This window comes from Paraburkholderia sp. 2C, assembly GCF_054589215.1.
The window spans coordinates 1-24,065 of record NZ_BAAILL010000046.1; the positions used below are offsets into that span (position 1 = coordinate 1).

14 protein-coding genes and 2 pseudogenes are annotated in these 24,065 nt (G+C 64.7%); 11 read left to right on the forward strand and 5 right to left on the reverse strand.

What is annotated here, in order from left to right; all coding sequences use genetic code 11:
* The 7 genes from ACYPXD_RS23705 to moaE all read left to right on the forward strand — a co-directional run.
* Nucleotides 1-844: group II intron reverse transcriptase (locus ACYPXD_RS23705; protein ID WP_459716778.1), on the forward strand; the 844-nt coding region annotated here is incomplete at its 5' end.
* A gap of 450 nt (nucleotides 845-1,294) precedes the next feature.
* On the forward strand, nucleotides 1,295-2,542 hold the full coding sequence (locus ACYPXD_RS23710; RefSeq protein ID WP_459716780.1) for a pyridoxal phosphate-dependent aminotransferase: 1,248 nt from the start codon (nucleotides 1,295-1,297) through the stop codon (nucleotides 2,540-2,542).
* 71 nt (nucleotides 2,543-2,613) lie between these two features.
* Nucleotides 2,614-3,957, forward strand: coding sequence for a homoserine dehydrogenase (locus tag ACYPXD_RS23715; RefSeq protein ID WP_459716782.1), 1,344 nt, complete (start codon nucleotides 2,614-2,616; stop codon nucleotides 3,955-3,957).
* 19 nt (nucleotides 3,958-3,976) lie between these two features.
* Nucleotides 3,977-5,440 carry a threonine synthase gene (thrC, locus tag ACYPXD_RS23720; RefSeq protein ID WP_459716784.1) on the forward strand — a complete coding sequence of 488 codons (1,464 nt, stop codon included), beginning with the start codon at nucleotides 3,977-3,979 and terminating at the stop codon, nucleotides 5,438-5,440.
* An 89-nt stretch (nucleotides 5,441-5,529) separates the two neighbouring features.
* Nucleotides 5,530-6,813: a molybdopterin molybdotransferase MoeA gene (locus ACYPXD_RS23725; protein ID WP_459717054.1), complete on the forward strand. Its 1,284-nt coding sequence runs from the start codon at nucleotides 5,530-5,532 to the stop codon at nucleotides 6,811-6,813.
* A 38-nt stretch (nucleotides 6,814-6,851) separates the two neighbouring features.
* Nucleotides 6,852-7,109, forward strand: coding sequence for a molybdopterin converting factor subunit 1 (gene moaD, locus ACYPXD_RS23730; RefSeq protein ID WP_459716786.1), 258 nt, complete (start codon nucleotides 6,852-6,854; stop codon nucleotides 7,107-7,109).
* Between the two features lie 9 nt (nucleotides 7,110-7,118).
* The gene (gene moaE / locus ACYPXD_RS23735) at nucleotides 7,119-7,595 is read left to right on the forward strand and encodes a molybdopterin synthase catalytic subunit MoaE (protein WP_459716789.1); all 477 of its coding nucleotides are present in this window, start codon (nucleotides 7,119-7,121) and stop codon (nucleotides 7,593-7,595) included.
* A 122-nt stretch (nucleotides 7,596-7,717) separates the two neighbouring features.
* On the opposite strand, the gene ACYPXD_RS23740 is transcribed toward moaE, so the two are convergent.
* Nucleotides 7,718-8,269 carry a group III truncated hemoglobin gene (locus ACYPXD_RS23740; RefSeq protein ID WP_459716791.1) on the reverse strand — a complete coding sequence of 184 codons (552 nt, stop codon included), beginning with the start codon at nucleotides 8,267-8,269 and terminating at the stop codon, nucleotides 7,718-7,720.
* Between the two features lie 276 nt (nucleotides 8,270-8,545).
* Here ACYPXD_RS23740 and ACYPXD_RS23745 point away from each other — a divergent pair, with 276 nt between their 5' ends.
* From ACYPXD_RS23745 to ACYPXD_RS23755, 3 genes are all read left to right on the forward strand, one after another.
* Nucleotides 8,546-9,037: an Rrf2 family transcriptional regulator gene (locus ACYPXD_RS23745; RefSeq protein ID WP_459717056.1), complete on the forward strand. Its 492-nt coding sequence runs from the start codon at nucleotides 8,546-8,548 to the stop codon at nucleotides 9,035-9,037.
* A gap of 210 nt (nucleotides 9,038-9,247) precedes the next feature.
* On the forward strand, nucleotides 9,248-11,845 hold the full coding sequence (gene clpB, locus ACYPXD_RS23750) for an ATP-dependent chaperone ClpB (protein ID WP_459716794.1): 2,598 nt from the start codon (nucleotides 9,248-9,250) through the stop codon (nucleotides 11,843-11,845).
* A 339-nt stretch (nucleotides 11,846-12,184) separates the two neighbouring features.
* Nucleotides 12,185-13,147, forward strand: a complete 963-nt coding sequence (locus tag ACYPXD_RS23755) for a hypothetical protein (RefSeq protein WP_459716798.1) — start codon at nucleotides 12,185-12,187, stop codon at nucleotides 13,145-13,147.
* Between the two features lie 95 nt (nucleotides 13,148-13,242).
* On the opposite strand, the gene ACYPXD_RS23760 is transcribed toward ACYPXD_RS23755, so the two are convergent.
* The 4 genes and pseudogenes from ACYPXD_RS23760 to ACYPXD_RS23775 all read right to left on the reverse strand — a co-directional run.
* Nucleotides 13,243-13,674: a YidB family protein gene (locus ACYPXD_RS23760; RefSeq protein ID WP_459716800.1), complete on the reverse strand. Its 432-nt coding sequence runs from the start codon at nucleotides 13,672-13,674 to the stop codon at nucleotides 13,243-13,245.
* Nucleotides 13,675-13,912: 238 nt separating this feature from the next.
* Nucleotides 13,913-14,362, reverse strand: a pseudogene (locus ACYPXD_RS23765) (ComEA family DNA-binding protein); the annotation flags it as partial.
* Between the two features lie 281 nt (nucleotides 14,363-14,643).
* Entirely contained in the window at nucleotides 14,644-17,088 is a 2,445-nt protein-coding gene (gene pbpC / locus ACYPXD_RS23770; protein ID WP_459716803.1) for a penicillin-binding protein 1C, read from the reverse strand.
* A gap of 97 nt (nucleotides 17,089-17,185) precedes the next feature.
* Nucleotides 17,186-23,419, reverse strand: a pseudogene (locus tag ACYPXD_RS23775) (alpha-2-macroglobulin family protein); the annotation flags it as partial.
* Between the two features lie 203 nt (nucleotides 23,420-23,622).
* Here ACYPXD_RS23775 and ACYPXD_RS23780 point away from each other — a divergent pair.
* Nucleotides 23,623-24,024 (forward strand): MerR family transcriptional regulator, encoded by a 402-nt coding sequence (locus ACYPXD_RS23780; RefSeq protein WP_459716807.1) that lies wholly within the window; start codon nucleotides 23,623-23,625, stop codon nucleotides 24,022-24,024.
* The last annotated feature ends 41 nt before the right edge of the window (nucleotides 24,025-24,065 follow it).

A 24,065-nucleotide genomic window follows, 5' to 3' on the forward strand; every position in this document is an offset into this window, starting at 1 on the left:
TGACTCGAAAGAGGTGCTGGAAAGCGAGATCAGGCCTTGGGTGGAAGCATTCCTTGCTGTTCGGGGACTGCAACTGTCGGAGGAGAAAACGCGGATCACCCACATCGACGACGGCTTCGATTTCCTGGGGTGGAATTTCCGGAAATACTCGGGAAAACTACTTATCAAGCCGAGTAAGAAGAACGTGCAGACGTTCTATCGCAAGGTGTCGGAAACGATCAGCGGTAACAAGACGGTGAAGCAGGAGGATCTGATCCGCTTGCTGAACCCGATGCTACGGGGCTGGGCGCAGTATCACAGTCCGGTGGTTGCCAAGCAGGCGTACAACCGCATGGAGTATCTGGTTTTTCGGAGACTCTGGTGGTGGTCAAAGAGGCGGCATCCGCAGAAGAACGCCCGCTGGGTGGGGCAGAAGTACTTCCACTCAGTTGGCGAGCGTCAGTGGGTGTTCGCTGCTCCCGTGGTTTGGAAAGACGGCAGCAAAGGACTGTTTGAGCTGTACCAGATCAACGGTACGGTTATCAAACGGCACAAGAAGGTGAAAGGGGATTACCACCCCTTTGATCCGACGTGGGAGCAGTATGGCGAACAGTTGCGTCAGGAGCGCATGTGGCAATCGGTGCGCTACCGGAAGCAATGGGCGACGCTATATATGTCACAGAGTGGGTTGTGTGCGCACTGTGGCTGCGCCTTGACGGACGACACCGGCTGGCATGACCATCATCTTGAATATCGGATGCATGGCGGGTCGGACGCGTTGTCTAACCGGGTGCTGCTTCACCCGCACTGCCATCAGCAAGTGCACGCTGGTAAACTTGTAGTATCGAAGCCGGCTCCGTTATAGACGAGGCATTGTTTGTAGGCTCGAGCTGTATGCGGTGAAAGCCGCACGTACAGTTCCAAGGGGGCCCCTTTTCCGAGAGGAAAGGGGGCTACCCTACAGCCGCCCGGCGGCCCTTTGCGCTGTGTGCGTCGCCATCAGCGCCGCGCGCGTCTCTCATCAGCGAGCCAGGCAGGCGAGGTACGCAGCGCCTGAATCGCGCCTTCATCGGGTTTGGCTGATTGCCTGCGCGTTTGTTCCGCGCGCGTGTTCCAGAGCGTTCCGGGCGTTTTTGCGGTTCGTTTGTTCCATTTTTGTTGCGCGCGTGGTCAGTTTCGCGCGCTTTACTCCCGCGATATCGCTGCGTTCCATCAAGCGTTGCCGGGCCGCGGCAGCCCGCGCGGCGCGGTCCGCGACCGGCAAGACCCGGCAAGACGGCAGCGGCGTCCGGGGCAGCACCCTCACCAGGACGAAGTGCCCGCCGTGAAACCTATACTCAAATCCAACAAGCTTCTGAATGTCTGCTACGACATTCGCGGGCCCGTTCTCGAACACGCGAAGCGGCTCGAAGAGGAAGGCCATCGCATCATCAAGCTGAACATCGGCAACCTCGCGCCGTTCGGCTTCGACGCCCCGGACGAGATCATTCAGGACATGATCCTGAATCTGCCGACATCGTCCGGTTACTCCGATTCGAAAGGCGTGTTCGCGGCGCGCAAAGCGATCATGCATTACGCGCAGCAGAAGGGCGTGCACGGCGTCGAACTCGACGATATCTACATCGGCAACGGCGCATCCGAACTGATCGTGATGGCGCTGCAGGGCCTGCTCAACGACGGCGACGAAGTGCTGCTGCCCGCCCCCGATTACCCGCTGTGGACGGCGGGCGTGAGCCTGTCCGGCGGCACGCCCGTGCACTACATCTGCGACGAGTCGAACCGCTGGATGCCGGACCCCGACGATATCCGCGCGAAGATCACGCCGAACACGCGCGCGCTCGTCGTGATCAACCCGAATAACCCGACGGGCGCGCTGTATTCGAACGAGCTGCTGCTCGAGCTGATCGACATCGCGCGCCAGCATGGCCTCGTGATCTTCGCGGACGAGGTGTACGACAAGATCGTTTACGACGGCCGCGAGCATACGGCCATCGCGTCGCTGTCCGAAGACGTGCTGACGGTCACGTTCAACAGTCTGTCCAAGAGCTACCGGTCGTGCGGTTACCGCGCCGGCTGGATGTGGGTGTCGGGCCTGGCGGGCGATAACCGGCGCCGCGCGAAGGACTATTTCGAAGGCTTGGGCATTCTCGCTTCGATGCGGCTGTGCCCGAACGTGCCGGGCCAATACGCGATTCAGACCGCGCTTGGCGGCTATCAGAGCATCAACGAACTGATTGCGCCGGGCGGGCGGCTTTTCAGGCAGCGCGAACTCGCCTACGACATGCTGACCGCCATTCCAGGCGTGACCTGCGTGAAACCGGAAGCGGCGCTTTACATGTTTCCGCGGCTCGATCCGAAGCTTTATCCGATCCACAACGACCAGCAATTCATCCTCGACCTGCTGCTCGAAGAGCGCGTGCTGCTGGTGCAGGGCACAGGCTTCAACTGGAAGTCGCCGGATCACTTCCGTGTGGTGTTCCTGCCGAACGTCGATGACCTCGCGGACTCGATCAACCGGATCGCGCGCTTTCTCGACGGCTACCGCAAGCGGCACGCGGCCTGACGGGGCGGCCTAAAATACACAACCGGCGCTTACCCGTTCCCTCAAACTCTCACTAGAAACACACACGCTGCATGGAACCGATCAAAGTTGGATTGCTGGGCTTCGGCACCGTCGGCTGCGGCACCTATACGGTGCTGCGCCGCAATCAGGAAGAAATCAAACGGCGGGCCGGCCGCGACATCGAGATTGCGCGGATTGCCGTGCGTAATCCGGCGAAGGCGAAAAGCGCGCTCGCGAACGCGGATGGCGCCAGTGCGTCGAGCGTCGCGGTGACCGACGACTTCAACGCGCTCGTCGACGATCCGTCGATCGACATCGTGGCGGAAATGATCGGCGGCACGGGGATTGCGCGCGAACTCGTGTTGCGCGCGATCGCGAATCGCAAGCATGTGGTGACGGCGAACAAGGCGCTGCTCGCCGTGCACGGCACCGAGATTTTCGAGGCCGCGCACAAGAACGGCGTGATGGTCGCGTTCGAAGCCGCGGTGGCGGGCGGCATCCCGATCATCAAGGCGCTGCGCGAAGGCCTGACGGCGAACCGCATCGAGTACATCGCCGGCATCATCAACGGCACGACGAACTACATTCTGTCGGAGATGCGCGATCGCGGCCTCGATTTCGCCACGGCGCTGAAGGCGGCGCAGGATCTCGGCTATGCCGAAGCCGATCCGACGTTCGATATCGAAGGCGTCGATGCCGCGCACAAGGCGACCATCATGAGCGCGATCGCGTTCGGCGTGCCCGTGCAGTTCGACAAGGCGTACGTCGAAGGCATCAGCAAGCTCGCGGCCATCGACATCCGTTATGCGGAAGAGCTCGGCTACCGGATCAAGCTGCTCGGCATCACGCGCCGCACCGCCAAGGGCATCGAACTGCGCACGCACCCGACGCTGATTCCCACCAAGCGCCTGCTGGCGAATGTCGAAGGCGCGATGAACGCGGTGGTCGTGCATGGCGATGCGGTTGGCACGACGCTTTACTATGGCAAGGGCGCGGGCGCGGAGCCGACGGCGTCGGCGGTGGTGGCGGACCTCGTCGATGTGACGCGGCTGCACACGGCGGATCCCGAGCATCGCGTGCCGCATCTCGCGTTCCAGCGCGACCGGCTCTCCGACACCCCGATCCTGCCGATCGACGAAGTGACGAGCGGCTACTATCTGCGTCTGCGCGTGGCCGATGTGACGGGCGTGCTGGCCGATATCACGCGCATTCTCGCGAACACGGGCATTTCGATCGACGCGTTGCTGCAAAAAGAGTCGGAGCAGGTCGACGATCACGGCAAGGGCGAAACGGACATCATCCTGATCACGCACGAGACGGTCGAAAAGAACGTCAATGCGGCGATCGCGGGCATCGAGGCATTGCGTACCGTCGTCTCGAAGGTGACGAAACTGCGCATGGAATCGTTGAACTGAATTCGAGCGGACTTTTCTCATGAACTACATTTCCACGCGCGGCGCCGGAGCAGGCGAGCGCCATTCGTTTTCCGACATTCTGCTCGGCGGCCTCGCGAAAGACGGCGGCCTGTATCTGCCGTCCGCGTATCCGCGCGTGTCCGGCGAGGAACTGGCGCGCTGGCGCACGCTGCCGTACGCCGACCTCGCGTTCGAGATCCTGTCGAAATTCAGCGACGACATCCCCGCCGCGGATCTGCACGAACTGACACGCCGCACGTACACCGCGCAGACCTACTGCAACGTGCGCGACGACGAACAGGCCGCGCAGATTACGCCCCTGAAAACGCTTGGCATGGAAGACGGCGCGCCGCTCGCGCTGCTCGAACTGTCGAACGGGCCGACGCTCGCGTTCAAGGACATGGCGATGCAACTGCTCGGCAACCTGTTCGAGTACACGCTCGCCAGGCACGGCGAAACGCTGAATATTCTCGGCGCGACCTCGGGCGACACGGGCAGCGCGGCCGAATACGCGATGCGCGGCAAACAGGGCATTCGCGTCTTCATGCTGTCGCCGCACAAGAAGATGAGCGCGTTCCAGACCGCGCAGATGTACAGCCTGCAGGACCCGAACATCTTCAATATCGCCGTCGAGGGCGTGTTCGACGATTGCCAGGATATCGTGAAGGCCGTGTCGAACGATCACGCGTTCAAGGCCGCACACAAAATCGGCACCGTCAATTCGATCAACTGGGCGCGCGTGGTGGCGCAGGTCGTCTATTACTTCAAGGGCTATTTTGCCGCGACGAAGTCCAATGATGAGCGCGTGTCGTTTACCGTGCCGTCGGGCAACTTCGGCAACGTCTGCGCCGGGCATATCGCGCGGATGATGGGCCTGCCGATCGAGAAGCTCGTCGTCGCGACCAACGAAAACGACGTGCTCGACGAATTCTTCCGCACCGGTATCTATCGCGTGCGCAAGTCCGCCGAGACGTATCACACGAGCAGCCCGAGCATGGATATCTCGAAGGCGTCGAACTTCGAGCGCTTCGTGTTCGATCTGCTCGGCCGCGACCCGGCGCGCGTGCTGCAGCTATTCCGCGATGTCGAGGAAAAGGGCGGTTTCGATCTCGCGGCAAGCGGCGATTTCGCGCGCGTGCGGCAGTTCGGCTTCGTGTCGGGCAGCAGCACGCATGCGAGCCGCGTCGAGACGATTCGCGATGTGTTCGAACGCTACGACACGATGATCGACACGCATACGGCCGATGGCCTCAAGGTGGCGCGCGAGCATCTGCAGGCGGGCATTCCGATGATCGTGCTCGAGACCGCGCAGCCGATCAAATTCGGCGAAACGATTCGCGAGGCGCTGTTGCGCGAGCCGGAGCGGCCCGCGGCGTTCGTCGGGCTGGAGGCATTGCCGCAGCGCTTCGATGTGCTGCCGGCCGACGCCGAACGCGTCAAGGCGTTTGTGGCACGGTCTGTCGCCGGGTCTGTCACGCCTTAGACGGGCGCACTACAATAAATAACCTTTCCGTCCCCGCCCGCGCCAATCAGCCGATGTCCACGCCCACGCCTGCCGTACCTCGCGCCCCGATGCTGTCGACCGCCGATGCCCTCGCCACCCTGCTCGGCGCCGCCGTGCAGATCGACGGCGAAGAAACGCTGCCCACGCTCGATGCGCTCAACCGCGTGCTGGCGGCGGATGTGATCTCGCCGCTCGACGTGCCGCCGATGCACACGAGCTCCATGGATGGCTACGCGGTGCGCATTGCCGATCTCGCGCACGGCGACCGGCGCCTCGCCGTGTCGCAGCGTATTCCGGCCGGCCACGCGCCGCAGCCGCTCGCGGCGGGCACCGCGGCGCGCATCTTCACCGGCGCGACCGTGCCGCCCGGCGCCGACGCGATCGTGATGCAGGAGCAAACCGAAACAGCCGGCAACGAAGTGACGCTGCTGCATACGCCGAAGGCCGGCGAATGGATCACGCAGCAAGGCGCCGATATTCGCCGCGGCGCGGTGATCCTGCCGGCCGGCACGCGCCTTACGCCGCAGGCGCTCGGGCTGGCCGCCTCGGTCGGCTGCGCGGAGCTGCGCGTGATGCGCCGGGTGAAAGTCGCGGTGTTCTTCACCGGCGACGAATTGACGATGCCCGGCGAGCCGTTGAAGCCGGGCGCGATCTACAACTCGAACCGCTTCACGCTGCGCGGGCTGCTCGACAGGCTCGGCTGCGACGTGACCGACTACGGCATCGTGCCCGACCAGCTCGATGCGACACGCGCGACGCTGCGCGATGCCGCGCGCGAACACGATCTGATTCTGACCTGCGGCGGCGTGTCGGTGGGCGAGGAGGATCACGTGAAGCCGGCGGTCGAGGCGGAGGGACGGCTGTCGATGTGGCAGATCGCGATGAAGCCGGGCAAGCCGCTTGCGTTCGGCGCCGTGCGGCGCGCTGCGGGTGGCGTTGATGCTGGTGGTGCCGGTGGTGCCGAGGCGGCAAGCGCCGCACGCGCCACGAGCACGGCGAGCGCACGTACCGAGACATTCTTCATCGGCCTGCCGGGCAACCCGGTCTCGAGCTTCGCGACTTTCCTGCTGTTCGTGCGGCCGTTCGTGCTGCGCCTTGCCGGCGTGCGCACCGTGACACCGCGCGCGCTGTCGCTGCGCGCCGATTTCACGCAGCAGAAGGGCGATCGCCGCAACGAGTTCCTGCGCGCGCGCGTCAATCCGGCGGGCGGCCTGGACCTGTTCCCGAACCAGAGTTCCGCGGTGCTGACGTCCACCGTCTGGGGCGACGGGCTCATCGACAATCCGCCGAATCATGCGATCAGCGCCGGCGAGACCGTGCGCTTTATTCCGTTTTCCGAACTGCTGAACTAGGACCTATGAGGTCCGTCCCGATTGAACCGAAGCCGCCGATGAAAATCCAGCTCAGATATTTTGCAAGTGTGCGCGAAGCGCTCGGCCGGTCCGACGAAGCGGTCGACGTACCGGCTGAAGTCGCGACCGTCGGCGACGTGCGCGCATGGTTGCGCGTACGCGGCGGCATCTGGGCCGATACGCTCGCCGAAGGGCGCGCGCTGCGCATGGCCTGCAATCATGTGATGACCGATGCCGGCACGCGTATCACCGACGGCTGCGAAGTCGCGTTTTTCCCGCCGGTCACGGGCGGTTAGGAGCAGGCGATGACGGTGCGCGTTCAGACCGAAGACTTCGACGTCTCGACGGAGCTTGCCGCGCTGCGCGCGCAAAATCCGAAAGTCGGCGCGGTCGCGTGCTTTATCGGCACCGTGCGCGACCTCAACGAGGGCAGCACGGTCGAGACGATGGAGCTCGAGCACTACCCGGGCATGACCGAGAAGTCGCTCGAAGGCATTGTCGATGCCGCGCGCGAGCGGTGGCCGGGCACCGACGTGCTGATCGTGCATCGCGTCGGCAAGCTTTATCCGCTCGACCAGATCGTGCTCGTCGCCACGACGTCGGCGCATCGCGGCAACGCATTCGCGTCGTGCGAGTTCGTGATGGATTATCTGAAGACCCACGCGCCGTTCTGGAAGAAAGAGAAAACCGAACACGGCGAGCGCTGGGTCGATGCGCGCGTGACCGACGATAAGGCGCTCGAGCGCTGGGGTTTGGCTTCGGGCAACACGAAGCCGGAGTGACACGCCGGGATGCGTGCTTCGCTGCGGCGCGCCCGCTGATCACGCTGCGTGCTGGCGGCGCCTGCTAATGCGCCTGCTAATGCACCCACTAACGCACCCCCTAGCGCACATTCAGACGGCGCTTACCCGTCATCCCGTCCGCGTCCGATGAACTTCGCCGGAAACGGCTCGCCGCTCGGCCGCGACGGTAACGCGTGCGCCGCGTCGTCGTCCTTCTTTTGCCGTCCCGGCGCCACCCGCTCGAGCAAGGCCTTCTGCTCCGCGGGAATTTCGTAGTCCCACCCGAACCTGCTCAACTGCAGGCTCTGCGCGATACGCAGCGCGGGCTCCATGAAGCGCACCGCCGCGGCGGGCGCGTAGCGCGCCTCGACCGTGTCGAGAAACAGGTAGAGCCACCGGCTGAAATGCCGCGGCTCGATGCCCTCCAGCGGCTGATGCGCCTGCTGCACATTACCGCGGTACTGCTTCGAGCCGAGCACGAGACTGCCCCAGAACAGACACATCTTCGGCAGATGTTCGTCCCAGCGCCCCGCGATCTTCTGCTCGAAGACCGGCCCGAGCAGCGCATCGGCGCGCACGCGGTCGTAGAACGCGTAGACGAGTGCGCGGATGTTCGCTTCAGTTGGTTCGGATTGCCGCACGACGGCCGCGGCAGGCTCGAAAGACGGGTTCATTCAACGATCACAAGTCAGGCGGACGACCCATATTGGGCGGTCAAATGCAAAAAGACATCATCAATCTGGTAAAAAAGACCGTATGCAAAGAAACCATAACGTTTATAGTTACGCGAAATAACACGCAAAACGCAGCAATAAGATGCGTATTGCAAGCATCTTATTGTAATCAGACGTGCGATACAGCATGCGATAAACAGCGTTCACGGCAACCTTGGAAAGGACGAGACCCGGCTTTTGTGCGGCCCCGCCTTCGCCGATCGCGACTTGGCATACATGAGACTGACAGACTATACCGACTACTCGTTGCGTGTGCTGCTGTACCTCGCCGTACGCCCTGAGGGGCTTGCAACGATCCAGGACATTTCCGATTCGTACGGAATCTCCAAGAATCATCTGATGAAGGTCGTCCAGCGACTCGCTGAACTCGGATGGGTCGAGACGGTGCGCGGGCGCAATGGCGGGCTGCGGTTGTACGAGCACTCGTCGGCGCTGACGGTTGGCGAGGTGGTGCGCGCGGCCGAGAGCGACTTCGCGCTCGTCGCCTGTCTGCCCGATGGCGACGGCTCGCATCGCGACTGTACGATCCGGTCTAACTGCCGCCTGAAGGGCGTGTTCGAGAGCGCGCGCGATGCTTTTTTCGCCGAGCTCGACCGCCATACGATCGGCGATATCGCCCAGCCGAGCGATCCGCTGCTGAGATTGCTTGGTCTGATGCCCGCCGTGGTGCCGGTCGCATCGATCGTCCCGGTCTCTCCCGACGCGTAAGCGCCGCCACGGCGCTCGCCCGCACGCGACGCGGCATCAAGCCGCAGGCCGCGCGCCGGCCGTAGCCCGAAGCCCGTGCGCTGGGCGTCGGCGGCGGATTAGCGCCGCCGGCGCCCCCAATCGAGCCAATTGTTGTCTCCCGCCGCAAAAAACCGCTTGAAACGCGAATAACCTCCCTCACTTTGGTGACATTCGAAATTGGAGGTCTCTGTGAGAATCGACAAACTCACCACCAAGTTCCAGGAAGCGTTGGCGGACGCGCAAAGCCTTGCGGTCGGCCATGACAATCAGTACATCGAGCCCGTTCATTTGCTCGCGGCGCTCGTCGCGCAGCCCGACGGCTCCGCGCGTTCGCTGCTTTCGCGGGCGGGCGTGCATGCGCAGGCGCTGCAAAGCGCGTTGAACGACGCGATCGCGCGGTTGCCGCAGGTGCAGGGCACCGACGGCAACGTGCAGATCGGCCGCGAACTGACGGGCCTGTTGAATCAGGCCGACAAGGAAGCGCAGAAGCTCAACGACACGTACATCGCCAGCGAAATGTTCCTGCTTGCCGTCGCCGACGACAAAGGCGAAGCAGGGCGTCTCGCGCGCGAACATGGCCTCACGCGCAAATCGCTCGAAGCGGCGATCGTTGCCGTGCGCGGCGGCTCGCAGGTGCACAGCCAGGACGCCGAGAGCCAGCGCGAAGCGTTGAAGAAATACACGATCGATCTGACCGAACGCGCGCGCGCCGGCAAGCTCGACCCCGTGATCGGCCGCGACGATGAAATCCGCCGCTCGATCCAGATCCTGCAGCGCCGCACGAAGAACAACCCGGTGCTGATCGGCGAGCCGGGCGTCGGCAAGACGGCGATCGTCGAAGGGCTCGCGCAGCGCATCGTCAACGGCGAAGTGCCGGAGACGCTGAAGGGCAAGCGTGTGCTGTCGCTCGACATGGCGGCGCTGCTGGCGGGCGCGAAGTACCGCGGCGAATTCGAAGAACGCCTGAAGGCCGTGCTCAACGATATCGCGAAGGACGAAGGCCAGACCATCGTGTTTATCGACGAAATCCACACGATGGTCGGCGCGGGCAAGGCCGAGGGCGCGATGGACGCGGGAAACATGCTGAAGCCGGCGCTTTCGCGCGGCGAACTGCACTGTGTCGGCGCGACCACGCTCGACGAATACCGCAAGTACATCGAGAAGGATGCGGCGCTCGAACGGCGCTTCCAGAAAGTGCTCGTCGACGAGCCGAGCGTCGAAGCGACGATCGCGATTCTGCGCGGCTTGCAGGAGCGCTATGAGCTGCACCACGGCGTCGATATCACGGACCCGGCGATCGTCGCCGCCGCGGAGCTGTCGCATCGGTACATCACCGACCGCTTTCTGCCGGACAAGGCGATCGACCTGATCGACGAAGCGGCGTCGAAGATCAAGATGGAAATCGATTCGAAGCCCGAAGAAATGGACCGGCTCGATCGCCGCCGCATCCAGCTGAAGATCGAGCGCGAAGCGGTGAAGAAGGAGAAGGACGAAGCGTCGCAGAAGCGTTTGCAGCTGATCGAGGAAGAGATCGAGCAGCTCGACCGCAAATATTCGGATCTCGAAGAGATCTGGACCGCCGAAAAGGCGGCGGTGCAGGGCGGCGCGCAGCTCAAGGAAGAGATCGAGAAGACGCGCGCCGAAATCGCGCGGCTGCAACGCGAAGGCAAGCTCGAGAAGGTCGCCGAATTGCAGTACGGCAAGCTGCCGCAACTCGAGGCACGGCTCAAACAGGTCACGCAGGCCGAAGCGCAGGAGCAGAACAACCCGACGCGTCCGCGTCTGCTGCGCACGCAGGTCGGCGCCGAGGAAATCGCCGAGGTCGTGTCGCGCGCGACGGGCATTCCGGTCGCGCGAATGATGCAGGGCGAACGCGAGAAGCTGCTGCAGATCGAAGAAAAGCTGCATCAGCGCGTCGTGGGCCAGGACGAAGCGATCAGCGCGGTCGCCGATGCGATCCGCCGTTCGCGCGCCGGTCTGTCGGATCCGAACCGTCCGTACGGTTCATTCCTGTTCCTCGGACCGACGGGCGTCGGCAAGACCGAAGTCTGCAAGGCGCTCGCCTCGTTCCTGTTCGATTCGGAAGAGCATCTGATCCGGATCGACATGAGCGAATTCATGGAGAAGCACAGCGTCGCGCGGCTGATCGGCGCGCCGCCGGGTTATGTCGGCTACGAGGAAGGCGGCTACCTGACCGAAGCGGTGCGGCGCAAGCCGTATAGCGTGATCCTGCTCGACGAGATCGAAAAGGCGCATCCGGATGTGTTCAACGTGCTGCTGCAGGTGCTCGACGACGGGCGCATGACCGATGGCCAGGGTCGCACCGTCGACTTCAAGAACACGGTGATCGTGATGACGTCGAATCTCGGTTCGCAGGTCATTCAGTCGATGGTCGGCGAGCCGCAGGAGGCGGTGAAGGACGCCGTGTGGGAAGAGGTGAAGCTGCACTTCAGACCCGAGTTCCTGAACCGGATCGATGATGTCGTCGTGTTCCACGCGCTCGATCGCTCGAATATCGAGTCGATCGCGAAGATCCAGCTCGAGCGTGTGCATGACCGGCTCGCGAAGCTCGATATGCAGCTCGTTGTCTCCGACGAGGCGCTCGAGCTGATCGGCAAGGTCGGCTACGATCCGCTGTTCGGTGCGCGGCCGCTCAAGCGCGCGATCCAGCAGGAGATCGAGAATCCGGTCGCGAAGCTGATTCTCGCGGGCAAATTCGGACCGAAGGATGTGATTCCGGTCGATGTGAGAAACGGCAAGCTGGTGTTCGAGCGCGTCGTGCATTGAGTCCGGACGGGTTCGGGCCGCGTCCTGAACCACGATCTTCCGAGGCGAGCTCTTACGCGGCCGCCAGGGCGGGCAACGAAGCGATTCGTTGCCCGCTTTTTTTGTATCGATGCCCCGGCATTGCACATGGCCGCCTGCGAGGCTCTAGCATTTGTCTATCGCCACGCGTGGAGATGCTCGATGTTCCGCTCGCTGACACATGACAGTGCGACACATGTGCCGCAAGCGCATCCGCAGCTCAAGTGTCTTGCGTGGCGCGATGCCCGTTCTCGCATCAGCGTCGAGGCGCGAATGGTATCGCGCGTCGCAAACGTCGTCACCTATTGACGGGAGGAATCTATGCCTTTGTCGATTTCATATGACGGATATCATGAATATCCGGCTACCCATCCCGTGCCGCCGGTCTCTTCCGGCCGCGGCGAACATCCGATGAACGTCGAGTCGCAACGGGGCAATGGACCCGACGGCGGTACGGAGGCGCCGCGCATTCGCACCGGCCCGACCGGAACGGCCAGCGGCCCGCCATTGGCAATCGTCGGAGCGGGCGGGCGCGTGAACGGATCGACGCCGCGAACGGACGCGTGGGGTATGCCGCGCCAGCCTGCCTGGCCCGCGGGGTTTGACATGTCCGCAATGCCCGCGGAATACAACACGTCAGTGCGCCCCGGTGTGTTCGCGGACGCGCACAGCGGTCAGAAATTTATCGTGCACGACGGTAAAGCGTATGCGGTCGCGATCGACGCTAACGGCGCTTGCCGCGTTACCGGTCCGGCTGATCCGCAAGGGCGATCGTTTTACGTGGTTCCGGCAGAGAACGGCGATTGGCAGTTCGGCGATTGGACGGGCCTCAAGGGAGGCGGGTTCGGCGATGCCCCCGACCGCGCGGGCATCACTGCAAGAGTGCATGGCTTGCAGGACCACCGCCAGAGCTTGCTGCATGAGCTGGACCGGGCTGTGAGTCGTGAAGCCCAATTCCGTCAGCAACTTTACGAACTGAGGGCCAGGCAGGACGAAGTTTCACGCAATGTGGCCGACCTGACATCGCGCCTGTCCGCGCTCGGGGGGCAACCGCCCGGGGGCAGCGAGGGGGCGGACGCATACCGAAGACATGCGCCAGCAGAGCAAGTGTCGCGAGACCTTGCGCAGATGAGGCAACAAATCGATCGACTTGCCGCTGACCGGTCCGCGATCGAACGTGAGTTGAGTCAGATCGCACCGGAACTCGCACGCGTACGAGCGCGCGTGGATGATATCGAGCGCGAGTTGCAGCAACTTCAGCCACTCCTGCAACAGAACCCGTAGCTTCGCCTCGATTCGCGAGGATGGGCTCGCGCGCGATCGAGGCGCGAGGCGGCGTGCTGTTCAGGTGCCGCCTCGCACGCGATCGGGTCGCAGGGCTACGCGTTCCTGTTGCCGAACAACCCTGACAGCGCGCTCAACGCGCCCGTCAGGTTCGACGGTTCGACCTTGCCGTCGGCGGGCACTTCGCCGTTCGGCGTCGCGGCGTCGACCACATGCGGCAGGACTTGCGACAGCAGCCCCGTTACCTGCTCGGGTTCGACGCCAGTCTTTGCCGCGAGATTCGTGACGGTTTCCGAACCGAGCACGTTGTGCAGCATATCGGCGCTGATGGCCTTGTTTTCGCCGGTGCCGATCCACGAACTGATAATCTCGCCGGCGCCATTTTCATGGAAGCGCTGGATCAACCCGTTCAGACCGCCCGGCTGGTTGTTGATGAATTCGAGCACGCTGGCGACGAGCGCCTGCTGACTTCCACCGCCTTGTGGCGATTTGCCGAACATCGAACCGATCGTGTCGAGTAGGCTCATGACTGTCTCTCCTGAAGGCCGGCGCACGTCATGCGGCCGGTTGGGGGAAAACGCCGCGAGCAACGCGCGGCACGGAAACCTCCGCAAAGTTCGTTGCGCATGCAACGAGCGGCGCGGCGGCACTGGCCATCAAAGCAACGTCGCGGAACGACGCTGGCCAGCAAAGGACGACACAGTACACCTGAACATCAAGTCAATCGTAAAAGACGGTTGCGCGTCGATACGCAGGCTATCGTCAAGCGCCCGATGCCGCAGGCGCTGATGCCGCGGCCTTGCCCTTCTTCTTCGATTTCGATGCCTTGGTGCCCGACGCGGACGCGGGTGCATTGGCAGCAGGCGCTTCGGCCGTGGTCGCGGCGGATTGCGGTGCGGACTTCGTCGATTTCGACGTCGACTTTGCCGCGCCTGTTGGCGGCGCGCCCGAGCCGTTGATCGTCAAACCCGCCGCTTCGAGATTTTTCACCGACTTCGAGCCGATGCCTTTGACGCGAGCCGCCAGATCGTCGGCATCCTTGAAGGGGCCATTTTTTGTGCGTTCGTCGATGATCGCCTTCGCGTGGACAGGGCCGATACCCTTGACCGATTCGAGCGCGGCCTGATCGGCCGTGTTCACTTCGACCGCGGCGGCGAGGCCCGCACACAATACGAGAACGAGCGCAACGCACAGCATCCAGAGCTTCTTCAACATGGCAAGCACTCCATCGAGGGCAAATGAGGCCGGGAACGGACCGCGCATCCAGTCAGCAAGCACTGCGACTCAAGCATAGGACACTTTATGCGGCACTATTGCGAAAACCGTTGATTTGTCATGCCATATGGTGCGACTCGAAGGCGTTTCTGGCCGCTTGGTGCGGCGTTGAGTCGCCTTCAGTTGCTGTGAGCTGCTGTGAGCTGCTGTGAGGTGCTGTGAGGTGCGGGAGTCCGCTTTGATCCGTCGGATGCCATGTCGGACCGGCCATGCGGATCGAATCATCTGCGCAATGGGTTGGTGGCCGCGGTGGCAGAGGAGGAGATGGCTGACGCAGCGGCCGATGCGCGCGGATGGCTCGAAGGTGAGCGCGCAGTAACCGCGCGCGCGGTCGCACCGCGCACTTCGAAGCGCACGCTATCGGCGATGCGGCCGTTAGCATCGACGAGTTCGAGAACGTGACGCCCGGGCCACGGCGGCCACAATACGCGTTGCGCATGGCCGAGCCGCTTGCCGTCGAGCTGCCACGAACTGCGCTCCGATGTGCCGTTCGCGCGTTCGAACGCGATGCGCTGGTTCGCGGGCGGGATGTCGGGATCGAGTGCGAACAGCGTGCCGTCAGCCGGTGCGCCGATACGCGGCGCGGCGGCGGGCGACGCGGTTGCCGCTGTCGTCGTGTCTGCTGCGACCGGCGGCGTGACCGGCAATGCGAGTGAGTTGGCGGCTTGGTCGCCACGCGCGCCCGCCGACAGCGCGACCACCGGCATTTGCGTGCCGCGCAGGAACCATTCGTCTCGCGCGGGTTCGAGCGCCTGCTCGAAGGTCACATGCGTGCGGACCACGCCAGCAGGCGGCGCAGGCGGCGTGCTGGTCACGCGCCGGTGCAGATACCCGGCGACGGCGGCCCAGACAGGCGATGCGCTCGTCACACCCGACACGTCCCACATCGGCGTGCCGTCCGCGTTGCCGACCCAGACGCCGATCGTGTAGTGCGACGTGAAGCCGATCGTCCAGTTATCGCGCATGTCTTTGCTTGTGCCGGTTTTGACCGCTGAGAAGAAGCGTGTGGCGAGCGGGCTGTCGAAGCCGAACGTGCGCGTGCGTGCATTGTTGTCGGACAGCACCGAGGTCACGATAAAGCTCGCATCGACGCTGAATACGCGATGTGGCTCAAACGCTGCGCTGTTGCCGTTGCCGCTCCCGCTCCCGCTCCCGCTCCCGCCCGCCGCTCGCGGCCGCATCGCGAGATCCACAACCGGCGACACGACACCGCCATTGGCCAGCGCGCGATACGCGTTGGTCAGCGACAGCAGCGTCACGTCCGCGCTGCCTAGCGCGAGGCTGTAGCCGTAGTAGTCGCCGCTTTGTTCGAGCGGCAGGCCGAGTGCGACGAGCGTGTCCGCAAAGCGATGCGGCGTGACCATCACGAGCGTGCGCACCGCGGGCACGTTCAGTGACGAACCGAGCGCCGTGCGTACGCTGACCCAGCCTTTGAAGCCCTTGTCGTAGTTCTGCGGAATATAGAGGCCCCCGCCTGCCGGCAGATCGAGCGGCGCATCGTCGAGCAGCGTCGCGGTCGTCACGCGGCGCTCGTCGATGGCTTCGGCGTACAGAAACGGCTTCAATGTCGAACCGGCCTGGCGGCGCGCGAGCACGGCATCGACATCGGGCGCGGCCGACAGACCACCGGACGAGCCTACCCACGCGAGCACGTCGCCGCTCGTATTGTCGAGCACGACCACCGCGCCGTCGTGCACATTGCGCGGATGCGCGCGCGCGTTCAGTTCCGCAAGCGTGCGCGTGAGCGTATCGCGGGCAAGGCGCTGCAGGTTCGCATCGAGCGTCGAGCGGATGCGCGCGCCCGCGGCCGGCTGCATTTCACCCGCGACACGGCGCGCGAAGTGCGGCGCGAGCGATTCCGCGGCGGGCGACGTGCTCAGCAACGCGGGCGCAGGGCGGGCGAACGCCAGCTGCACGAAGCTGTCGAGATTCGTGCAGCGCGCGGCCGCGTGCATGTCGCGCAAAATCCGGCAGGCGCGCGCGGCGACTTTCGGATACGGCGCATTGGGCGCGCGCACGAGCGCCGCGGCCACGGCGGCTTCGCGATCGTCGAGCCCCGAAGGCGCCTTGCCGAATAGCGTCAGCGACAGCGCGGACAATCCGACCGTCTCGCCGCGCAGCGGCACGAGATTCAGATAGGCCTCGAGGATCTGATCCTTGCGCCAGCTGCGTTCGAGACGCAAGGCATCGAAGGCCTGGCCGGCCTTCTGCGCGAGCGAGCGTTGCCCCGAGCGACGGCGGTCGTCGTCGAGCAGCCCTGACAATTGCATCGTGACCGTCGACGCGCCGCGCGTGCGCGTATTCCACAAGTTGCCCCAAGCGGCCGCGGCCGCGCCGCGCCAGTCAACGCCGCTGTGCTCGTAGAAGCGCTTGTCTTCGGATACGACGATCGCTTCGCGCAGCGCCGGCGAGACATCGGCGAGCGCAACCCATTCGCCGCGCCGCTCGCTCAGATCGACGCGCGTGCGCTGCAGCGTCTCGCCGTCGCGCGATAACAGCAGCCAGTCGGAACTGCGCCAGTGTGTGCGCACGTCGTCGAAGGTCGGCAGTGCGTAAGCGGCGAGCGGTGTCAGCGCTGCGCACAAGGTTGCGCATGCAACCACCGCGCGCACGACCGCGCGTGGCTGCGCGGGTCGGCTTCGTGGCGAGGTAGGCGGGCGGCGCATGGTGAGTTCGTCCCGTTCGCTGCTACTGCCTCGCCGTCGCAGAAGCGGAAGCGGCGGTAGACGGAGCCGACGCGGACGCCTGAGGCGTTGCGCCCGTCGCCGCCGCCTGCTGCACGACAACCGGCGCATTCGGCCAAGCGCCATAAGCCGATGGCGCGTAAAGCGCCTCGACGCGTGTCGGCGGCAGACCGAACGTGCCGGCGTTATTGAGCCGCATCGTGTACTCGATCGAGAAGCGGCCCTTCGGCACGAACTCGTAGTACGCGCGATATGCGTCGAAGCCGCGTTCGATAAACGTGGGCCACGCAGTGCGTGGCGTGTTTTCGTCGGTTTGGTCGGTCCGGTTTTCCCCCAGCACCGCGGTTTGCGAATCGCGGCCGAGTCCCGAGCCGAGGACTGTCGCACTGGCCGGCACCGGATCGTCGACGACGACCCACGTCATATCGCTTTGCGCATCGATATCGAGATGCACACGCACGACGTCGCCACGCGTGTAGACGCCTTTGACGGCCGGATCGAGCGGCGTGACGGTCTTCGTGATCCGGTAGCCCGCGGCGAATGGCGCTTTCAGTGCGACCGCGGCGAGGCTTTCGATGGTCGCCCATGGCTTGCCGGTGCCTTCCTGCGTGAGCGTGAGCGGTTGCGTACCCGGTGCGGCAGGCGGCCACGGCAGGAGCGTGCTGCGTGTGGCGTTGCCGGGAGAGGTGCTCGCGGCTGCGCCCTGCGCGTGCGACGCACCAGGAGCGGCAGAAGCCGCGGAACCGGGCACAGCGGCAGCAGCAGTGGAGGCGGCGGATGCCGCAACAGCAGAAGCCGCTGCCGCGTTCCACGCAATCGTTCTGTCGATTGCGCCAAGCCGCACCGTCGTGCGTCCGGTCACCGGCGCGCTTTCGAACGCACGCGAAAAGCGCTCGACGGCGAGGGTGCCCCAGACATTCGACGTTGTGGTTTGCCAGGCGCCGTTGCGCTGCAATGCGAGCAGCCCGCTCATCAAACGCGGCATCTCGTCTTTCCATTCCGGCGCATCGACGAATGTAAGAGCAAGACGTGCCGCATTCGTTTCGGGGCCGGTCATGAGCCACCACAGGTCATCGCCGGCTTCGGTCGAGAACGTGAGCCGTGTGCCCTGGTACGTGAGCCGCGTGCGCAGGATCTGCTCGAGCTCAGTGAGTTTGTCTGCGCGCCCGGCGACATCCTTGACGCGCGAGAGCACCGCGTAATAGTCGAGCACCGCCGACGTCGGCCACTGGTTCGGCGCGATCTCGATCGAGTCGAGCATGCGCGGCGTAGCCGCGCCATAGCGCGACAGCGCGTCGAGCGCGGCCAGCTTGCGCAGATCGAGATCCTTGCGCGGCGCCCAGGCGTTGCGTTCGATCCGGCCTTCGACGAAGGCGGTGAGGCCCGCCTCGAGCTTGCCGCGCAAGTCGTCCGGCAGCGCGAAGCGCGCATCGAGCTTCGCCGCCTCGTCGCTGGCTGCCAGCAGATACGCGCTCAGCACCGTGCTGCCGGTATTGCGGCTATCGTCGCCGGGCGGGAAGTAGTTCGCGAGGCCGTCGCGATCGAGATACACAGGCATCTTCGCGATCACCGACTGCCAAAGTTGCGCATCGCGCAGCCCGAGGGCGCGCGAGCTCTGCTGTTCGAGGCACGTGTACGGATAGCGTTCGAGCCAGCGCCGGACGCCGGGCAAACCGTCCGCGAGTTTCGGCTGCAGCGACACCGCAATGCCGCCGCGCACGGCGCCGTTGCTGCCGGCGCTCGCATCGGGCGGCGCGGCGATCGGTACCGACAGCGTGCCGTCGACTTGCGCGAGCGTCGCCTGCTGGACTGTGACCGGAATCGCCGCGGCGACGCGCTCGGTGATTTTCAACGAGTCTGACGCATGGGGTGCGGCCGATGATGACCCCGCCAGCGCGGTTGCGCTCACGTTCCATGTGAGCGCCGGCAGTGCCGCATCGGCAAGCCCATCGGGCGTCGTCACGTTCCACGCAACCTCGCGCGCCGAATCCGGCCCGATATCGACCGTTTGCGATGGCAACGCAAGTCCCGGCGCATTTGCATTGACTACCACCTTCATTGCGCGCGCCGTCGTATTGCGCACCGTGAATTGCGCGCGGAACCGATCGCCTTCGCGTACGAGCGGCGGCAGCCCGGAAATGAGCTGCAAATCCTGCGTGCTGCGAATCGTTGCGCTGCCCGTGCCGAACGTGCCCGTGCCGACCGCGGCGATCGCGACGATCCGGAAGCGCGTCAGTGAATCGTTGAGCGGCACATCGACCGATGCCGTGCCCTCACCATCGAGCGTGACGCGCGGATTCCATAGCAGCAGGGTGTCGAACAATTCGCGCGTGGCCACGTGTCCACCGCCGCCGCCGGCAGGCACCGCCTTGCGGCCGAAATGCCGGCGTCCGACGATTTCCATCTGCGCCGTCGACGTCTCGACGCCGTACGCGCGCTGTTGCAGCATCGCGTCGAGCAGATCCCAACTGCGGTTCGGCATCAGTTCGAGCAAGGCTTCGTCGACGGCGGCGACCGCGATTTGCGTGCCGGCCGGCGCGGGCGCGCCGCCGGGCATCTGCACGCGCAGCTTCACGTGCGCTTTGCCGCGCACTGTGTAGGTTTGCGCATCGGGCGTCACGCTCACCGCGAGCCGGTGCGCGGCCGTGCCGACCTTGATTTGCGCGACGCCGTAGCGGAATGCGGGCTTCGACAGATCGACGAGCGGCGTGGGCGGTTCGTAGTGACGGCCTTCATACCAGAACGCACGCGCCCATTCGAGCGGCGCTTTCCAGCCCCAGGTGAAGAACGAATACCACGGCACGTCGCGAATTCGTCCGCGCAGCGCGAGCACCGAGACGTAGACGTTCGGCCCCCACGCCTCTTCCACCTTGAGTTCGATCGTCGGATCGGTGCCGTTCAGTTGCACGACACGCGTGTCGATCACGCCCTCGCGCTCGACCGCGACGAGCGCGGTCGCGAAGCGGAACGGCATGCGCACCTGGAAGCGTGCGGTTTCGCCGGGCTCGTAGCGGGTTTTTTCCGGCAATACGTCGATGCGGTCCGTGTTGTCGCCGCCGAACCACAGTTCGTCGGCACGCGTGACCCACACCGAGGTGGTTGCGGTCGACGGGCGGCCGTCGCCGTCTTTCGCGGTCGCGACGAGATCGATATTGCCCGCTTCGCGCAGTGTCGCCTCGCACGACAGCAAGCCGTGCGCGTCGCTCGTGCCGCTGCAGAGCGTGCCGAGGTCGCGTGTTTCGGTGTGGTTGTCGTACGCATAGAAGCCGCCGACCATCCGCTTGCGCGAACTGATCGTGATGCGTGCGATGGCGCGCACGTCGAGCGCGACGCCTGCGCGCGGCTTGCCTTGCAGATCGACGGCCAGCGCCTTGACCGGCACCGTATGGCCGACCGACACCCATTGCCCCGACTTCACGCCGGCGACGACCGCGGCGGGCCACAGCGTGGTGCCGCCGCTGATCGTTTGCACCTCGCCGTTCGGGTCGGCGAATGTCGCTTCGAGCACAAGGCGTTCGGGCGCATCGAGCGGCGGCAGGTTCTTCAGCGTCAGCGTGCCGGAACCGTTGCGCTCGAGCGTGACGGGCTCCTTGTCGGCGACGAGCCTGGCGGTGTCTTCATTCGATGAAGATGATGTGTCGCTGTCGTCGCCGTCCTCGTATCGGGATGACGAAGCATTGTCGTCGGACGGCTTGCGATACGGCGTGAAGCTGAAGTCCGGATACGTGTCCGCGAATGCGGGAGAGGTGCTTCTGATCAGCGCCGAGACCTGCACCGGCAGGCCCGATGCCGCGCCGCCCGAGACATAGTCGATCTGCAAGGCGAGCGGCGCCTCGCGCGCGGCGACCAGCGGATGCGCTTTTTCATCGCGAACCGCGATCGTGCCTTTCAATACGGGCAGGCGGAACGCTTCGACGCGAAAGCTGCCCGATTCGTAGTTTATGTGCGGTGCAGTGCCGCTGCTGGCATCGCTGTCGGCGTTATCGTCGTCCGCGCCATCGTTTGCATCGCTGCCGGAAGGCGTGCTCGGGTCGCCATCGTCGAGCGAGACGCTGTATTCGCCGAGCTTCGCCGCGGCTGGAATCGCGAAGGTGGAGTCCGCGGTGTGATCGGCGGCCCATCGCAACGGCAGATGATAGGTCTGCCCGCTGCCGAGGTGGCGAATCGTCACGCGTGCCGGGTATCGCTTCGGCAACGCGAAGCCGTTTAACGTCTCGACGCGCAACATGTGCTTCATCGATACCGTTTCGCCCGCGCGCAGCAGCGTGCGATCGAAAATCGTATGCGCCCGGACCGTTGCGCCGCGGCTCATATCGGTCGGGACATTGAAGCGCCACGACTCGATGCCGCGATTCCATTCGGAACGCACGAACGCCATGTCCGGGCCGGTCTGCGGATCGTCGATACGCGCGGAAACGAACAGCCCCTCGTCGTTGCCGTCGTTGCAGCGCGCGGGCGTTTGCAATGGCTTGCCGATGGTGAGCAGTCCGCGTGCGTCGGTTTTACCGGACGCGAGTTCGCTGCCGTTGCAGTCGCTGACGCGGATATCGGCATTCGGCACGGGCTGGCCCTTGTCGAGCGTCGTTACCCAGACGACGCCGTTCTCGCGCCCCTGCTTGAAATGCACGCCGAGGTTTGTCACGAGCACGGCCGTACGCACGTACATCGGTGCGGGTTTCGCAAGCAGCGATGCGCCGAGTGCCGGCGAGGCAAGCTCGATTACATAGAAGCCCGGCTTTTTGATCGGCACGCCGACCACTTCGAATGGCCTCAGCGTTTTCGGGTCGGCCTTCGGCAGGGTCAGCGTCTCGACGCCGCGCTGGCCGGCGAGCAGCGACAGCGAGCGCACGTCGATCAGACGGTCGCGCCCGCTATTTGCCTGGGCGTTGTCCGGGGTTTCATCGGGCGTACGCGGCACCCACACCGGATCCGGATTGTGATCGAGGAGATCCGGCATCAGCCTCGCGATCGATTCGCGCGTCATTCCATACTGATCGAAGCGATCGACGACGCGCATCCAGCGGCGGATGTCGGCGTCCGCATCGACGCGCATTTCGCTGAACTGCGTGCTGCCTGCGTTGAGTCCTTCGACATGCAGGTCCGCTTCGACGTTGCGCAGCGTGACAGGCACGAGCGCGGGCATATCGGGCTCCGCATAGCGCTCGATAATGCCGAACGTGCCCGATGAAAACTTCGCAAGCGGCGGTAGCGGCGCGGTCGTGGTCTTCAGCGGAAAGAGATCGGCATTCGATAGCGCGCGGCCACTGACGTCTTTCAGATGCGCGGGCACGTCGATAGTCAGTTCGGCATGCTCGGGCAAGGGCGCGGCGAATTCGACGGTGTCGACCTCCGTGCTTTTATCGTCAGGCGCGAAAGTTGGGGCGATGCTTGCCCGGGTACTGCCCGCGCTGTTTTCCTGAATGTTTCCTTCTCGGACGTTGAGCCGGATTTTTTCGGCGTCGGCACGCGCGATCGGTGCGTTGAACTTCACACGCAGCGGACGCAATGGCGTGCACGGCGCCTTCGCGTTTTCGCGTTCGCACGAGAAGCTCGCGGCGAACGGTTCGCGCACGGTGTAGTCGAAGCGCCGCTCGACATCGTTGGCGAGGCCGCTCGGGCTTGCGACGCCGGCGCCGTAGACGAGCTGCATCTTCGTGCCCGACGGCAGCGTCTGCTGGCATTGCAGCGTCAGGATGCGCGCGGCGTCCTTCTGCAAGCGAAAGCGCGCGAGCAGGGCGGTGCGCACCGAGGCGTCGGCCGCCTTGACCGGAATGCGATTGCCGAGGCCGCTCGATTCGCACCAGATATGTTCGCGTACCGAAGTATCGGTGGCCGGGCCGTTCAGACGCACGATAAATGCCTGGTCTTCTTCGATTTCGCCGCCACCGGGCATCACGCTCTGCACGAACGGGCCGCCGGTTTCGAACGCGAAGCGGCGCGGGCCGGTCAGTGCCTCGCCGGACGACGATTTCAACGCATCGTTGAGGTCGATCGAACAGCGCATGCCGGGCGGCAGATCGGCCTTGAAGTCCCACGCCCATGTTTTGGCATCGATCCAGCGGCCGCTGCCGGCACTGGCCGATGCGTCGTCGCAATGCACGCGCGCGGGCGCCGCGGCATTCGCGGCGCCGAAAGCCGTCATCGCCTGATCGAACTTGACGACGACCTGGCGCACCTGCGCGACCTTGCCTTGCGGCGATACCTGCGCGATGCGAGCCGCATCGGCATGCCATGCGAGCGCGGCCAGGCCGCAAAGCATGACGAACGTCAAACATGCTGTTCGCCATGTCCGTCGACGGGTCCCGCGTTGCATCGCCAATCGCATCGATCGCACTCCAGATCGCTTACAGAACGCTGGCGATTCTAACTGAGGCGGGGCCGGGTTCCCAACCCTCAAACGGTGTGGGCGGGCGCCTACGCGGTGCGGGGAACCGGACTACGCTTTTGGGGAGTGACGGTTCACGAAGCGGCGCACTTGCCTTAGAGTGCACTCGAAGTCCTAACCTTGGTTCTGTCATGTCCCCACCACTCACAATCGGTCAGGTCGCCGCTTCAAGCGGCGTTTCCACGCATACGCTGCGTTATTACGAGCAGGCCGGCCTGCTGCGCGCGATCGGGCGTAGCGGGGCAGGGCATCGCCTCTATTCGCCGGCCGACCTCGACTGGCTGCAGTTCGTGATGCGGCTCAAGGCGACCGGCATGCCGATTGCCGGGATGCAGGCATTTGCTGCATTGCGTGCGCAGGGCGAGGCGAGCGTCGGGGCGCGTCGCGAGATGCTCGTTGCGCATCGCGAGGCGGTATTGGCGCACATTGCGCAATTGCAGGCGAATCTCGCCGCGATCAGCGACAAGATCGGCCACTATGAAGCGATCGAGCGCGGCGACAGGCGCGATGACAGGCGCGATGACGTGCGGTGAGACATGACATGTCGATCACACTGAACGGAGCGAAGGATCAC